Annotated in this window: 7 protein-coding genes and 4 pseudogenes; 3 read left to right on the plus strand and 8 right to left on the minus strand. The window is 64.3% G+C overall.

Features of this window, described 5'->3' with window-relative positions:
* Nucleotide 1: 1 nt before the first annotated feature.
* The gene (gene kdpB, locus AWC06_RS05335) at nt 2-2,146 is read right to left on the minus strand and encodes a potassium-transporting ATPase subunit KdpB (protein WP_276050174.1); all 2,145 of its coding nucleotides are present in this window, start codon (nt 2,144-2,146) and stop codon (nt 2-4) included.
* 16 nt (nt 2,147-2,162) lie between these two features.
* On the minus strand, nt 2,163-3,833 hold the full coding sequence (gene kdpA / locus AWC06_RS05340) for a potassium-transporting ATPase subunit KdpA (protein ID WP_085195076.1): 1,671 nt from the start codon (nt 3,831-3,833) through the stop codon (nt 2,163-2,165).
* A 376-nt stretch (nt 3,834-4,209) separates the two neighbouring features.
* Here kdpA and AWC06_RS05350 point away from each other — a divergent pair, with 376 nt between their 5' ends.
* Complete coding sequence (locus AWC06_RS05350; RefSeq protein ID WP_085195078.1) at nt 4,210-4,653, plus strand: CBS domain-containing protein; 444 nt, start codon at nt 4,210-4,212, stop codon at nt 4,651-4,653.
* Nucleotides 4,650-5,942, plus strand: coding sequence for an ArsB/NhaD family transporter (locus AWC06_RS05355; protein ID WP_085195079.1), 1,293 nt, complete (start codon nt 4,650-4,652; stop codon nt 5,940-5,942). Before AWC06_RS05350 ends, AWC06_RS05355 begins: the two co-directional genes overlap by 4 nt.
* Nucleotides 5,943-5,964: 22 nt before the next feature.
* Here the strand turns inward: AWC06_RS05355 and AWC06_RS05360 are convergent.
* The 5 genes and pseudogenes from AWC06_RS05360 to AWC06_RS05380 all read right to left on the minus strand — a co-directional run.
* Nucleotides 5,965-7,971: pseudogene (locus tag AWC06_RS05360) on the minus strand (APC family permease); the annotation flags it as partial.
* Between the two features lie 137 nt (nt 7,972-8,108).
* Nucleotides 8,109-10,037, minus strand: a pseudogene (locus tag AWC06_RS05365) (APC family permease); the annotation flags it as partial.
* A 137-nt stretch (nt 10,038-10,174) separates the two neighbouring features.
* A pseudogene (locus AWC06_RS05370) lies at nt 10,175-12,127 on the minus strand (APC family permease); the annotation flags it as partial.
* A gap of 194 nt (nt 12,128-12,321) precedes the next feature.
* Nucleotides 12,322-13,824 (minus strand): sensor histidine kinase, encoded by a 1,503-nt coding sequence (locus AWC06_RS05375; RefSeq protein ID WP_085195083.1) that lies wholly within the window; start codon nt 13,822-13,824, stop codon nt 12,322-12,324.
* Complete coding sequence (locus AWC06_RS05380; RefSeq protein ID WP_085195085.1) at nt 13,821-14,594, minus strand: response regulator transcription factor; 774 nt, start codon at nt 14,592-14,594, stop codon at nt 13,821-13,823. Before AWC06_RS05380 ends, AWC06_RS05375 begins: the two co-directional genes overlap by 4 nt.
* Before the next feature lie 324 nt (nt 14,595-14,918).
* Between AWC06_RS05380 and AWC06_RS05385 the strand changes: the two genes are divergently transcribed.
* Nucleotides 14,919-16,277: a PPE family protein gene (locus AWC06_RS05385; RefSeq protein WP_085195087.1), complete on the plus strand. Its 1,359-nt coding sequence runs from the start codon at nt 14,919-14,921 to the stop codon at nt 16,275-16,277.
* Between the two features lie 67 nt (nt 16,278-16,344).
* Here the strand turns inward: AWC06_RS05385 and AWC06_RS05390 are convergent.
* Nucleotides 16,345-16,509 (minus strand): annotated as a pseudogene (locus AWC06_RS05390) (type VII secretion protein EsxI); the annotation flags it as partial.

Here is a 16,509-nt window from a genome sequence, read left to right on the forward strand (position 1 = left end):
CTCAGGCCATCCCCGGAAGCAGTTGAACCACCAAGTCGATCAGCTTGATGCCGATGAACGGGGTGACGATCCCGCCGAGCCCGTAGATGTAGAGGTTGCGGCTGAGCAGTTTCGAGGCGCTGCTGGGGCGGTACCGAACGCCGCGCAGCGCCAGCGGAATCAGCGCGGCAATGACCACCGCGTTGAAGATGACCGCCGAGAGGATCGCCGACTCCGGGCTGTGCAGGCGCATCACGTTGAGCATGTCCAGGCCCGGGAAGATCGCCACGAACATCGCCGGGATGATCGCGAAATACTTGGCGATGTCGTTGGCGATCGAGAACGTCGTCAGTGCCCCGCGGGTGATCAGCAGCTGCTTGCCGATCTCGACGATCTCGATGAGCTTGGTGGGATCCGAATCGAGGTCCACCATGTTGCCAGCTTCCTTGGCCGCGGTGGTGCCGGTGTTCATCGCCACCCCCACATCGGCCTGGGCCAGCGCCGGCGCGTCGTTGGTGCCGTCACCAGTCATCGCGACCAGGCGCCCGCCCTCCTGCTCGCGTTTGATCAGCACCAGCTTGTCTTCGGGGGTGGCCTCGGCGAGGAAGTCGTCGACGCCGGCCTCGTCGGCGATCGCCCTGGCGGTCAGCGGATTGTCGCCGGTGATCATCACCGTCCGAATTCCCATCTGGCGCATTGCGTCGAAGCGCTGACGCATGCCGTGCTTGACGACGTCCTTGAGGTGGATGACGCCGAGCACCTGAGCTTGCTTGCCGGTCGGCCCATTTGACACCTGGCCCACCACCAGCGGTGTTCCGCCGGCAGCGGCGATGCCGTCGACGATCTCGCCGAGGATTGCCGGAGCGGTGCCGCCGTGCGCGTGGATCCATTCTGCGACGGAGCTGGCCGCGCCTTTGCGCAATTGCCGCCCGTCGATGTCCACCCCCGACATCCGGGTCACCGCAGTGAATTCGACCCATGAAGCGTTGGCGAGTTCGCCCGGTGTGCGCGCCCGCAATCCGTAGGCCTCTTTGGCGTAGACGACGATGGACCGGCCCTCGGGGGTTTCGTCGGCGAGGCTGGATAGCTGTGCGGCGTCGGCAAGTTCGGCTTCGCTCACTCCGTTGACCGGAATGAATTCTGTGGCCTCCCGATTGCCGAGGGTGATCGTTCCGGTCTTGTCCAACAGCAAGGTGTTGACGTCGCCCGCCGCCTCGACGGCGCGACCGGACATCGCCAGCACGTTGCGCTGCACCAACCGGTCCATGCCGGCGATGCCGATGGCCGACAACAGCGCGCCGATGGTCGTGGGGATCAGACATACGAGCAACGCGACCAGGACAATGCCGGTGACCCCGTTGCCGTCCAGGGCTCGGGTGTCCGGCACACCCGGGTTGTTGGCCTTGGAGTAGATCGCCAGCGGCTGCAGCGTGGCCACCGCGAAGACGAAGATGATGGTGAGGGCCGCCAGCAGAATGTTCAGCGCGATTTCGTTCGGCGTCTTCTGGCGGTTGGCTCCCTCGACCAACGCGATCATCCGGTCCACGAAGCTCTGGCCGGGCTGCTGGGTGATTTTGACGACGATGCGGTCCGAGAGCACGGTTGTTCCGCCCGTCACCGCTGAGCGATCCCCACCGGATTCCCGGATCACCGGTGCGGATTCGCCGGTGATAGCCGATTCGTCCACTGACGCAATGCCTTCCACCACGTCTCCGTCGCCGGGAATGATCTGGCCGGCCTCGACGACGACGATGTCGCCTTGTTGCAGAAGTGGTGCGGCGATCTGCTCTTCGGCGCCGGACACGCCGGGCTGCCAATCGCGCAGGCGGCGTGCGACGGTGTCCGCCTTGGACTTTCGCAGTGCGTCGGCCTGAGCCTTGCCCCGTCCCTCGGCGACAGCCTCGGCCACGTTCGCGAAAACGACCGTCAGCCACAGCCAGAACACGGTCAGCCAGCCGAACCAACTCGGCTCCGTGATCGCCAGCACGGTGGACCACACGGCGCCGATCTCGACGATGAACATCACCGGGTTGCGCCACAGGGTTCGCGGGTCGAGCTTGCGCAGCGCCCCGGGCAGCGACTTCAGCAGCATCTCGGGGTCGAGCAGGCCGCCGGAAACCGGCTCCACCGATACCCGGTGGGCGTGCGGAGCCTCAGCTGAATTCATTGTCGGCGCAAGCATTTCAGTGAATCCCCTCCGCTAGCGGTCCGAGCGCCAGCGCCGGCAGGAAGGTGAGCGCGACCAGAATGATGGCGACGCCGGTGACCAGACCGACGAACTGCGGCTTATGCGTGGGCAGGGTGCCGGTGGACTCCGGCGTCGTACCCTGACGGGCCAGCGAGCCCGCCAGCGCGAGGACCAGGATCATCGGCAGGAACCGCCCGAACACCATCGCCAGGCCCAAAGCGCTGTTGTACCACGTCGTGTTGGCCATCAGCCCGGCGAAGGCGGAACCGTTGTTGTTGGCCGCGGAGGTGAACGCATACAGCACTTCCGACAGCCCGTGCGGCCCGCTGTTGGCCATCTCGGCGCGTTGGCCCGGCAATGCCATCGCAATTGCGGTGCCCAGCAGCACGATCAGCGGGGTGATCAGGAAATAGCCGGCCGCGAACTTGATCTCGCGGGGGGTGATCTTCTTGCCGAGGTACTCCGGAGTGCGACCGACCATCAACCCGGCGACGAACACGGTGATCACCGCGAGAATGAGCATCCCGTACAGGCCGGAACCCGTCCCTCCGGGCGCGACCTCGCCGAGCTGCATGTTGAACATGGTCGTCAGCCCGCCCAGGCTGGTGTAGGAGTCGTGCGTTGAGTCGACCGCTCCGGTCGACGTGAGCGTGGTGGCGTCGGCGAACACCGCCGAGTCGGCGACGCCGAAACGCTGCTCGACCCCCTCCGACGCGGCGCCCACCGCGCTGGGGACCGTACCGTGATGCTGCAACTGAACCAGCATCATCACGGTGACGCTGATCGCGGCGATGACGCCCATGACCGCGGCGATCGCGTAGCCCTGCTTTTTGTTGCCCACCATGCGACCGAAGGTGCGTGGCAGCGAGAAGCTGATGACCAGCAGCAAGAAGATCTCGACCCAGTTCGTCCACATGGTCGGGTTCTCGAACGGGTGCGCGGAGTTGGCGTTGTAGAAACCGCCGCCGTTGGTGCCCAGCAGCTTGATGACTTCTTGGCTGGCGACCGGACCGCCGGTGAGCCTCTGCGAGGAGCCGGCCAGCGTGCTGACCACCTGGTCGTGCATGTGAAAGTTCTGGATGACGCCGCCGGCGACCAGGACTACTGCGCCGACGACCGCTATCGGCAGCAGGATGCGTAACGTGCCGCGGACCAAATCCACCCAGAAGTTGCCGAGTTCGCCGGTGCGCCTGCGGACGAATCCGCGCACCAGCGCGACGGCGACGGCCATCCCCACCGCGGCGGAGACGAAGTTCTGCACCGCCAAGCCGGCCATCTGCACCAGATGCCCCTGGGTGGTCTCACCGGAATAGGCCTGCCAGTTGGTGTTGGTGACGAAGCTGACCGCAGTGTTCCACGCCAGTGGCGCAGTCATCGGTGTCGCCGGATCATGCAGGTGCAACGGAAGCCTGTGCTGCACGAGCTGCAAGCCGAACAGGAACACCACACTCACTGCGGAGAACGCGAGAACACTGCGGGCATAACCCGCCCAGGACTGCTCGGACTTGGGGCTGGCGCCGATCAGCCGGTAGATGAATCGCTCTGAGCGCCAATCCTTCTCGGAACTGTAGACCCGGTACATGTAGTCACCAAGCGGCACGTGAACGATCGCCAACGCCAGCGCCAACAGCGTGAGGAACAGCAGACCCGCTGCTGTGCCGCTCACTAGAACCGCTCCGGAAAGAGCAGGGCCGCAACCAATAACAGTGCGATGACGACGGCCAGCGCAAGACCGACAGCGTTGGCGGGGCTCACAGTCTCTCGACCAGCTTCACCGCGGTGCCCAACAGGGCGAATACCGCCACCGTCAACAGCAGGTAGAGCACGATCGACACACCGTCTCCGTTCCGAGCTCCGCCGCCCTCAAGGCGGCCTTTACCAGGCCCTCGGCCTTCAGGACTGACATGACGCTAAGCCCGTTGAGCACGGGGCGGTATCAGCCTTGACGCTTTCTTTACGGGTCCCGCCCCGACCTTTACGGTGATGGCAGCGGAGATACCGCTTGGCATGCGATTACCGCGCCGCGGTAGTAACTTCGCCACATGCGTGCCGCCGATATGGCCGAGGATTTCCCGGTCTTGACCACCGACTCCGACGCACTCGACGCTGTCCGCATGCTCGCTGAGCAACGCCTACCAGGGGTCTTGGTCGTCGACGCATCCGGCAGCCCCTACGCGGTGCTGCCGGCCTCGCAGGTGGTTCGCTTCATCGTGCCCCGCTATGTCCAGGAAGATCCGCCGCTGGCAGGCGTGTTCGAGGAATCGATGGCCGATCACCTCGCGGAGAGGTTGGAAGGTAAGACAGTTGGCGACATGTTGCCCGAACACCTGACCGACGTGCCGCCGGCCAACTTCGACGACACCATAATCGAAGTCGCCACCGTGATGGCACGGCTGCGAAGTCCGCTGATCCCGGTGACCAGGGACGGCAGGTTGCTGGGCGTGATCACCGCATCACGCCTGCTGGCCGCGGTGCTGCGATCTTGAGCGCTATTTTCGCGGCCACGGTATTCGTGGTCGCCTATGCGTTGATTGCCAGCGACCGCGTCAACACGACATTGGTTGCGCTGGCCGGCGCGACGGCCATGTTCTTTTTGCCGGTGATCAATTCCGATGAGGTCTTCTACTCCCGCGACACCGGGATCGACTGGGACGTCATCTTTCTGCTGCTCGGGATGATGATCATCGTCAGCGTGGTGCGCCAGACCGGGGTGTTCGAATACGTGGCGATCGTGTCCGCCAAGCGCGCCAAAGGCTCCCCGCTGCGGATCATGATCCTGCTGGTGCTCGTCACCGCGTTCGGATCGGCATTTTTGGACAACGTCACCACGGTCTTGTTGATCGCACCGGTCACGCTGCTGGTGTGCGACCGGCTGGCGGTCAGCCCGGCGCCCTTTCTCATCGTCGAGGCATTCGCAGCCAACATCGGTGGCGCGGCGACCCTGGTTGGCGACCCGACCACCATCATCATCGGTACCGGAGCCCGCCTGAGTTTCATCTCCTTTCTGGCCAACATGGGGCCGGCGGTGCTCATCGTCCTCGCTGCACTCGTGGCGCTTCTGCCTCGCATGTTCCCCGGAGCTTTCACCGTCGAACCTGAGCGGGTCGCCGATGTCATGTCACTGGACGAGCGCGAAGCGATCCAAAATCACCGGCTGCTGATCCAGTGCGGCATTGTCCTGGCTGCGGTGTTCGCCGGGTTCGTCCTGCACAAGGAGATTCACATGGAGCCGTCGCTGGTGGCGATGGCCGGCGCCGGCATCCTGATCGTGATCTCCGGACTGACGCGTGACTTCTACCTCTCCAGCGTCGAATGGGAGACGTTGCTGTTCTTCGCTGGGCTGTTCATCATGGTCGGGGCTCTGGTGAAGACCGGCGTCATCGATCAATTGGCCCATTCGGCCAGCCATGTGACCGGCGGCAACGCCTTTCTGACGACGATGCTGATCCTCGGGGTGTCCTTCCTTTTCAGCGGCTTTGTCAACAACGTCCCCTATGCCGCTGCGATGACACCGATCGTCGGCCAGTTCGCGTCGTCGATCCACGACCACACCAGCCACGGCGTGCTGTGGTGGGCCCTGGTACTGGGCACCGTCCTCGGTGGCAACCTCACCGCCGTCGGGGCCAGCGCGAATATCGTCGTCATCGGAATCGCGCAACGCACGGGCAATCCCATCTCCTTTTGGGAGTTCACTCGCAAGGGCGCGATCGTAACCGCGACCTCGCTGGGGCTTTCCGTGGCTTACCTGTGGCTGCGCTACTTCGTCTTGGCCTAGGAATCAGGCGGTGTCAGTCGGCCTCGACGCGCGACATCCCGGTCTGCACCTCGCCGATCTCTCGCGCGAGCATTTCCTCGAAAGCGTCTGGGGCTGCCCGTGATATCCGAGAACCTACGTCGTAGGGCACGATTATCGCGGTGGCATCCGTCACCCGGCTGACGGCCTTGGCCATCTTGTCGGCGGTGCGGTCATGAAGCAGCCGGCCCAGCAGCGGCGAATATGTTCGGCGCGGCAACAGAACGGTGACCTTGGAGCCCGGATGGTCCTTCAACGCCTGCAGGACAAGCTCTTGTGCGGCCCGACTGAGGTGGCGATCGGGGCAGTCGATCACTTGTAGGGGCGTATCGCGATTGAACCGCTCCCAGCGCTCCTGCAATCGTGCGGCATGCGCCGCGTCCACGACAAAATGCACCGCGGTCAGCTCGGCGGCTTGCAGTCCCTTCCCATAGCGCAATGCCTCGATCTCGGCGAGGTCGATAGAATCGACAAAGACGAACACCCGAAGCCGCGGATGCCTGGCCAATTCGGGACGGTCGGTGCGAGACATTTCCAGGACGGAGGCCTCGGCGCGGTACTGCCGGTTGAGCCGCATCAGTGCGAACACCAGCACGGGGAAGACGACGACAACAAGCCAGGCCCCCTGCGTGAACTTTGCCACGACGAAGATTCCCACCACGATCGTCGACATGATTCCCGCGGCCAGGTTGATCACCGCCTTGCGTCGCCAGCCTTGATCTCGGTGTGTCAGATGGTGTTTGGTCATGCCGTAGCCGGCCATCGCGAAACCGGTGAACACGCCGATCGCGAAGAGCGGCACCAGTTCGTGGACCGAGCCGCCGGTCACCAGAAGCAGTGCCACCGCCAGCGCGGCCAGTGTGATGAGGCCGTTCGAGAACACCAGGCGGTGGCCGCGCTTCGTCAGCGGCCGGGGTAGAAAGCGGTCCTCGGCAACGAAACTGGCCAGTGCGGGGAAACCGCCGAAGCCGGTATTGGCGCCGGTGAACAGGATCGCCGCGCTCGACGCCTGTACAAGCAAGTACAAGATGTTGCCGGTTGTCCCGTTGCCGAAGACCGCCCGGGCGATCTCGGACAACATCGAGGGGTATTCGTCGATATACGGTGTGGCGTGGGTGGCGTAGGTAAGCCAGGACACCCCGATCAACAGAAATCCGAGGATGCAGGCCATCACGGTGAGGACTCGACGTGCGTTGGGTCCCTGTGGCTCACGAAAGACATTGACGGTGTTGGAGATCGCCTCGACTCCGGTCAGCGACGAGTTCCCATTGGCAAAGCCTCGCAGCAACGCGACAATCGTCGCGCCCATCACCAGCCCACCGCCCTGATGAATCGGCACCGCCCCGACAATGTGTTGCGCATCGTATTTCGGTAAACCCCAGAAGACTTCGCGAACGATGCCCGTCACGATCGTGAGCGTGATCATGGCGACGAAAGCGTAGGTCGTGGTCGCGAATGCCCGGCTTGACTGGCGCAATCCGCGCAGGTTGGCAAAACATATGAGGATCACCGAAGCCACGGTGATTTCCAAGCTGTAGGGACGGAGATGGGGTATCGCCGATACCACTGCCACGGTCCCGGCCGCAGTTTCCACTGCGACCGTCACCACATAGTCGATCAACAGCGCGGCAGTGGCGATCTGCGCTATTCGGGGACCGAAGTTCTCCCGCGCGACCACGTAAGATCCGCCGGCCTTGGTGTACGCCATGACGACCTGGCGGTACGACGCGGTCATCAACGCCAGAATCACCAAGACCACTCCGATGATCGGAAGCAACAGCGCGAACGCGACCATGCCAACAAGAGGCAGTAGTACGTGCATCACCTGTTCGGGACCGTAAGCGGTCGATGAGATCGCGTCCGGTGAAATCGCCCCGAGTGCAATCGGATTCGACAGCCTCTCCGACTCGAGCTGCTCGCTGGTCAGCGGTTTACCCAGGAAGACCCGCTTACACACGTCAGGAAACGACGGTGGTATCGCCCGTGCGTCAGCCGATGTTGTCACACGCATCACTTCCTAGGGTTTTCGACGACTTGCTGCGCGGCATCAGCCATCGGTGCGGGCTCGTTGCCGTTTCGGCGCTGCTCTGCGTCCGCGGAGATCTGCATTAGGTCGCCAGATCGGATGTCGGCACGCCGCGCGCGGGCTGCCTGTGCTATCCGGGACTTGATGTCGTAGGGCAGGATCTGCGCGCTCGCACCGGGGATTCGACTGATGACTTTGGCCATCTTGTCGGCGGTGCGGTCATGAAGCAGCCTGCCCAGCAGCGGCGAATATGTTCGCCGTGGCAGCAGTACCGTCACCTTGGTGCCCGGATGGTCCTCCAGCGCCTCCAGGACCAGCTCATGAGCGACGCGCGTGAGCTGACGATCCGGGCAGTCGATTATCCGCAACCGGGTGTCGTGGTCAAAGCGCTCCCAGCGCTGCTTTAACCGCGCCGCGTGCGCCGCGTCGATGACGAAGTGCACGGCGACCAATTCGTCCGCCTGCAGTCCCTTCCCGTAGCGCAGCGCTTCGACCTCGGCGAGGTCCACCGAGTCGACGAACACGAACACCCGATGGCGCGCATGCCTCGCCAGTTCGGGCTGTTCGGTGGCCGACATCTCGAGAACGGCGGCCTCGGCGCGGTACTGCCGGTTGAGCCGCATCAACGCGAACACCAGTAGGGGCATGACAACGACGACCAGCCAGGCTCCCTCGGTGAATTTGGCTACCGCGAAGATCCCCACCACGATCGTCGACAGGATCCCCGCGGACAGGTTGATCGCCAGTTTGTGTCGCCAGCCGGGTTCGCGGTGGGTGAGATGGTGTTTCGTCATGCCGTAGCCGGCCATCGAGAAACCGGTGAACACGCCCATCGCGAAAAGCGGCACGATTGCGTCGACCGATCCGCCGGTCACCAACAGCAGTACCAGCGCAAGCGCCGTCAGCGTGATGATGGCATTGGAGAACACCAAACGATGGCCCCGTTTCACCAGCGGCCGCGGCAGAAAACTGTCCTCCGCAACAAAACTGGTCAGGGCGGGAAAACCGTTGAAACTGGTATTCGCACCGAAGAACAAGATGGCCGCGCTCGCCGCCTGCAGCAGCAGGTACATGACGTTCCCGATGATTCCGTTGCCGAAGACCGCCCGGCCGACTTCGGAAAGCATCGACGGATACTCGGCGACATATGGAGTGGCGTGGGTCGCGTGTACCAGGTAGATGACACCAACCAACAAGAACCCGAGTATGCAGGCCATTGCGGTGAGCACCCGCCGCGCGTTGGGGCCCTGCGGCTTACGAAAGACATTGACCGCGTCGGCGATCGCCTCGACGCCTGTGAGCGACGTGCCGCCGTTGGCGAATGCCCGCAGCAGCACCAGGATGGTCGCTCCCATCACCAGGCCGTTGCCCTGATGCACCGGCACCGCACCCGCGATGTGCTGTGGATCGTATTGCGGTAAACCCCAGAAAATTTGGCGAATCACGCCGGTCACGATCATCACCGTCAGCATGACGATGAAGGCGTAGACCGGCACCGCGAACATCCGTCCCGCCTCGCGCATTCCTCGCAGGTTGGCGTAGGAGATGATGAGCAACGCAACCACGGTGATTTCCAAGTGGTAGGGGCCCAGCGGAGGTATCGCCGACACCACCGCAAATGTCCCCGACGCACATTGCACCGCGACGGTGACCACATAGTCGATCAACAGCGCGGCGGCGGAGAGCTGCGCAATCCGGGGCCCGAAGTTGCTGCGGGCCACCACATACGAGCCGCCCCGTTGGGTATAGGTCATCACGACCTGGCGATAGGACCCGGCGACCAAAACCAGAATCAGCAAAATGACAGCGGCGATCGGGAGCACCAGTACGAATGCAGCCAGCCCGGCAGCCGGCAGCAGCTCGACCATGATCTGTTCAGGGCCGTAGACGGTCGATGAGATCGCATCCGGCGAAAGCGCGCCCAGTGCAACGACGTTCGACAAGCTCTCCGATTCCAAGTGCTCGTTGATCAGTGGCTTGCCCAGAAAGGTCCGCTTCCACAAGTCCGAAAACGACGGAGATATGCCTCGTGCGGCGGTCGGCGGTGTCACGATGCATCACTTTCGGGGATTGCCGGAACCAGCTGTGCGGGTTCGGGCATAGGCACGGGATGGTTCCCGTTTCGGGGCTGCTCTGCGGAGATCCGCAGCGGTTCACCGGACCGGATGTCGGCGCGCTGCGCCCGGGCTGCCTGTGCTATCCGGGATTTGATGTCGTAGGGCAGGATCTGCGCGCTCGCGCCGGGGATTCGGCTGATGACCTTGGCCATCTTGTCGGCGGTGCGGTCATGAAGCAGTCTGCCCAGCAGCGGCGAATATGTTCGGCGCGGCAGCAGTACCGTCACCTTGGTGCCCGGATGGTTGTCGAGCGCGTGCAGCACCAGCTCATGCGCGGCGCGCGTGAGCTGACGATCCGGGCAGTCGATTATCCGCAAGGCGGTGTCGTGGTCGAAGTGCTCCCAGCGCTCCTGTAACCGCGCGCAACGCGTCGCATCTATCACGAAATGCACCGCAGTCAGATCGTCGGCGTGCAACCCTTTGCCGTAGCGCAGCGCCTCGACCTCGGCGAGGTCGACCGAGTCGACAAACACGAACACCCGATGGCGCGCATGGCGGGCCAACTCGGGCGGGTCGCTGCGAGACATCTCCAGCGCAGAGGCCTCGGCGCGGTACTGGCGGTTGAGCCGCATCAATGCCAACACCAGAATCGGGAAGACGACGACGATCAGCCAGGCTCCCTCGGTGAACTTGGCCACCGCGAAGATTGCCACCACGATGGTGGACAAGATCCCCGCGGACAGGTTGATCGCCAGCTTGCGTCGCCAGCCGGGTCCGCGATGCGTGAGATGGTGTTTGGTCATGCCGTAGCCGGTCATCGAGAAACCGGTGAACACGCCGATCGCATAGAACGGCACCAGCGCGTTGACCGACCCGCCGGTCACCAACAGCAATACCAGCGACAGCGCCGCCAGCACGATGATGCCGTTGGAGAACACCAGACGATGACCGCGTTTCGTGAGTTGACGCGGCAGGAAACGGTCCTCGGCGACGAAACTGGCCAGGGCGGGAAAACCGTTGAAGCTGGTATTGCCGCCGGTGAAGAGGATCGCGGCGGTCGACGCCTGCACTAGGAAATACAAGACGTTTCCGAATATCCCGTTGCCGAAAACCGCCCTGGCGATCTCGGAAAGCATCGAGGGATAGCCGTTGGCGTATGGAGTGGCGTGGGTGACGTGCGCAAGCCAGGCCACACCAGCCAACAGGAACCCGAGGATGCAGGCCATTACGGTGAGCACCCGACGGGCATTCAGGCCTTCCGGCTTGCGAAAGCTGTTGACGGTGTTGGAAATCGCCTCCACACCGGTCAGTGACGAGCCGCCGTTGGCGAATGCGCGCAGCAGGACCAGGATCGTCGCTCCCATCACCAGGCCGCCGCCTTGATGGACCGGCACCGCTCCCGCGATGTGCTCTGGATCGTATTGCGGTAGACCCCAGAAGATTTCGCGAACGATGCCGGTCACGATCGTCAACGAGACCATGGCCACGAAGGCGTATGTGGGCAGCGCGAAGGGAAATCCGGCTTCGCGCAGCCCGCGCAGGTTCGCATAACACATCACGAGCACCACGAGCACGGTGATTTCCAGGCTGTAGGGGCCCAGCACAGGAACCGCGGACACCACCGCCACCGTCCCGGCCGCGCACTGCACCGCGACGGTGACCACATAGTCGATCAACAGCGACGCGGCGGCGATCTGCGCCACCCGGGGCCCGAAGTTCTCCCGCGCCACCACATACGAGCCGCCGGATCGGGTGTAGACCATCACGACCTGCCGATACGACGCGGCCACCAACACCAGGATCAACAAAATGACACCGGTGATCGGCAGTAACAATGCGAAGGCGGCGAGCCCGGCGGCCGGCAGCAGTTCGATCATGACCTGCTCGGAACCGTAAGCCGTTGAGGAGATCGCATCCGGTGACAGCACGCCCAGAGCAACCGGCTTCGACAACCGCTGGTGCTGCAGCTGGTCGGTGATCATCGGCCTGCCCAGGAAGGCGCGCTTGCACACGTCGCCGATCGACAGCGGGATGCCCGTCCGGGAGGTGTTAGTCACAAAGCTGATCGCGGTATTCCGGGCCATCGTGGTACCAACACGGTTTCTCCCTTCGCGACCAGCCGATTCAGATCGGTCGCCGACCGAATACGGGCAGTACAACCTAGCCCTCGACATGAGAGCTTGGAGTGACGGTAAGTCCCCGTTGCCGCGCGGAGGCTTGTAGTTAACAGTTTGTTAACCGCTTGCGAGCACTCTTTACGCAGGCTGCCAGCAGACTTTCAGCCTCGGGTCGCCGGCTCGCTGACGGACAGACGCACCCGGAACACCGTCTGACCGTTGGCTGATTCGGCGGTGACCGAGCCATGATGTGCCTCGACGATCGAGGCGACGATCGCCAAGCCCAACCCATGGCCCGTTCCCTCGGATCGCGACTTGTCGGCGCGCACGAAGCGCTCGAACAGGTGAGGCAGCAGATCGGGCTCGATATCGGGCCCGTCGTCGGTAACGGTCAACTCGGCATGCGGCCCGTCGGCGCCCTCCCGGTCGAGTCTGACCGCTGTCGTCACCGTGACACCGGGCGGAGTATGCACCCAACCGTTGCTCAACAGGTTGCTGACCAGTTGGTGCAGCCGGTCGCGGTCCCCGCGGACCCAGACCGGCTCATCGGGCAGATCCGTGACCCAACGGTGTGTCGGGGCCGCCACGGCCGCGTCGTTGACCGCATCGATGACCACGTCACCGAGGTCGACGTCTTCGGTGCGCAGGTCCTCGCCCTCGCTCAGTCGGGAAAGCAACAGCAGTTCGTCGACGAGCGAGGTCATCCGCCGTGCCTCGGACTCGATGCGGGCCAGCGCGTACTCGGTGGTCGGCGGCAGTGCAGAACTGTCTTGCCGGGTGAGCTCGGAGTATCCCTGGATCGCCGCGAGCGGCGTGCGCAGTTCATGGCTGGCATCGGCGATGAACTGCCGCATCCGGCGGTCGGACTCGGCGCGATGCGCCAGCGCGCTATCCACGTTGTCCAGCAACCGATTCAAGGTGTGTCCGACGATTCCGACCTCGTTGGCCGGGTCGGTGTCATCGAGCTGCACTCGGGTGGTGATGCGCCGCTCGTCGCCGATCAGCGGCATGCCGGCCACCTCCGCGGCGGTCGCGGCGACACGGCGCAAGGGGCGCAACGCGTAGCCGACCACCAACGTCGTGAGTGCCGCGGTGAACAGCAGGACGGCTATCAAAACCGCTGTGGCAGTGACGATTCGGCTGGCGACAGTCTTGTTGGCAAGGTTCAGGGACACACCCACGACGAGGCGGTCGTGCTCGCCTACGCGTTGGCTGTCCACCCGGAATGAACCGAGACTGCCCAGTGTCGCTGTGCGGGGCAGTCCGTCGTGCCAGGGCTGGGCCTCGATGGCGGCAGCAACGTCGGGTGGGGCAGGGCGCGGATCGTCTTCGAAGAACACCGCCGAGCCGATCACATCGCCGTCGTGCAGTACGGCGATGACATTTCCCGCATTCTGTCCGGTGAACCCGAGCAACGCGTGTCCGATATCGGAGCGGTGATGTTCCGCACTGCCCAGGCGATACCTGGCGAACGAATGGTTAAGGGCGTCAAGTGATTCGGCGACTTCGGCGTCGTTCATCGCGGTGACGTAGGTTCGCAGGCTCAATACCGAAACCACGCCGACCACTACTAGGACAATCGTGACCACGGCGGACACGCCCAATACCAGCTGCCGGCGCAGGGTTCGCGGGCGCCACCAGAATCTGGTTGGCGTGCGGGTCATTCCGGAGGCCGGAGCATGTATCCAACACCCCGCACGGTGTGGATCATCGGCTCTCTGCCGGCGTCGATCTTCTTGCGCAGATAGGAGATGTACAGATCGACGATGCTGGTACGCCCCGCGAAGTCATAGTTCCATACCCGGTCGAGGATCTCGGTGCGGGTCAGCGCCCGGCGTGGATTGCGCATCAAGAAACGCAGCAGCTCGAACTCCGTTGAGGTGAGCGAAATGGGCATACCTGCCCGCGTGACTTCATGGCTGGGGCCGTCGAGCGTGAGGTCGCCGACCTGCAGGCGCTCCTCCGCCGGCGGAGCGAGATGGCTGGAGCGGCGGAGCAATCCGCGCAGCCTGGCGACCAGCTCTTCCAGACTGAACGGCTTCGTCATGTAGTCATCGGCGCCCGCGGTCAAGCCGGTGACCCGGTCCATCACCGAGTCGCGCGCGGTCAGAAACAGGGTCGGCGTGTAGCTGTCGGCCTCGCGGACTCGTTGCAGGATCTGCAGGCCGTCCATATCGGGCAGCATGATGTCCAGGACCAGCACGTCGGGGCCGACCTTTTCGAATTTGGTCACGGCCTCGCGACCGTTGTGCGCGACTTCGACGATCCAGCCTTCGTAGTGCAGCGCCATCTTGACCAGGTTCGTCAACGCCGGTTCGTCATCGACCAGCAAAACCCGGATCGGTGAACCATCGGCACGATTGATCCTGGGCAGTTGCCCGAGAATGGCCTGGCGTGGCCGTTGATCGCGCGCGGAATCCGACATTATCGCCATGTTCCTCGATTCTTCCCGGCGCACACGTGGTTGTCACCAAGCTCATAGCGTTCTCAAATGTGACGCCCATCCGGCCGGCATGAGTTGGCGCCGTCGGATATGCGTTTTCTATGCGTCTGATCAGCTGGCTTGATGTGCGTCTTTGCTCCAAAAATACTGTGTAACAGAGCCGTTGGCCGAGGAGAACGGCAGACGAAGCGGTGGCGTGTCGCTAACCGCTTGTGTACGAGCGTCTTACGCAGCTTGCGATGACCACATCCAACGTAACTGTCATCAACGACGCGATCGCGGCCAGCTGACCCGGCCAGCAGGAGGAGCACGGGTATGGACTTTGGAGCATTGCCACCGGAGATCAACTCCGCTCGCATGTATGCAGGGCCGGGCGCGGGGTCGATGCTGGCCGCCGCCGGCGCATGGGACGGGCTGGCCGCCGACTTGCAGTCCGCGGCAACGTCGTACGGCTCGGTGATCTCAACGCTCACGGGTGGACCGTGGCTGGGCGCGGCGTCCACGGCGATGGCAGCGGCAGCGGCGCCGTATGTGACCTGGTTGACTGCGATCGCAGCCCAATGTGAGCAGGTGGCGAACCAAGCCAGGACGGCTGCAAGCGCTTACGAGGCGGCGTTCGGGATGACGGTGCCGCCACCGCTGATCGCGGCCAACCGGGCTCAGCTGATGACGCTGGTCGCAACGAATCTTCTCGGTCAGAACACGCCGGCGATCATGGCCACCGAGGCCCACTACGCGGAGATGTGGGCGCAGGACGCGACGGCGATGTACGGCTATGCCGGCAGCTCTGCGGCTGCGGCGACGTTGGCGCCATTCACGCCGCCGAAGCCCATCGCCAACCCGGGAGGACTGGCCGGTCAGTCGGCCGCGGTGGCCCACGCCACGGGTATATCGGCGGCCACCCGTGTCCACACCCTGGCGTCGATGTCGACAGTGCCGCAGGCGCTTCAGGGACTCGCCCAGCCGTTGCAGTCGACGTCGACATCGGGGCTGCCGTCGATGGTGATGGGCACTGGGGCGTCGGCGGTGTCGTCAGCGGCTTATGCTCCGGCGAGCGCGTTCTCAGGACTGACCGGCGCAACGGGCAAGGGCGCGCTCAAGGGAGCCGGTAATGGTGTCGGCGCATTAGAAGGCGCCGTCACCGCCGCCACCGGGATGAGTGGGGAGCAGTTGGCGCTCGCCGAGGACACGTTCGGCCTCGCGGAGGACAGCGTCGGTCTGGTCGGCCTGGACGGCGGCGGCGTTGGTCTCGACCTGATCGGTGTGGGGATGGACTATCTGGGCGCCGACGAGCTGACCGAGTCCGGTGGACTTGGGCCGTTGGGCGGCCTGGGCGGCCCGGCGCCGCTGGGCGGCGCCGGGCACATCGGCGGCCTCGGCGCGGGCCTGGGAGGCGGCCCCGGGGCGTCGGCCAGTATGGGCCAGGCGGCGTCGCTCAGCGGGATGTCAGTGCCGCAAAGCTGGGGCAGCTTGGAGCCGACGGGCTCGATCACTCCGGCCGGCGCCATGCCATTGCCGGGTACCAACCTCGGCGCTGCCCCGGCGGTTTCGACGGCTGGTTCCGGCATGCCCAGGACCCTGTTGCCGAGCCTGGCCGGGCGCGAAGTCGACGGGGCTGTCAGGGCAATTGGCTTGCGGTCCAACGTCGTCCCGCACTCGCCGATGGCCGGATAACCGAAAGTCCACAAAATGTTGTGGCCCGCACACCGGGGTGTGCGGGCCACAGGTTGTGGGTTTGTCGTTAGGCCCAGCTGGAGCCGACGGCGGCGTCGGTGGAGGCCATGTTGGACCCGGCTGTTTGCACCTTGGAGCCGTGCTGGTTGGCCTGCTCGTAGATCACCTGGAAGTTGCGACCCAACTGGGTGATGAACTCCTGGCAGGCCACCGAGCCCGCCCCGCCCCGGCA

The sequence above is a fragment of the Mycobacterium fragae genome, from assembly GCF_002102185.1.
In the GTDB taxonomy this organism is placed as follows: Bacteria; Actinomycetota; Actinomycetes; order Mycobacteriales; family Mycobacteriaceae; genus Mycobacterium; species Mycobacterium fragae.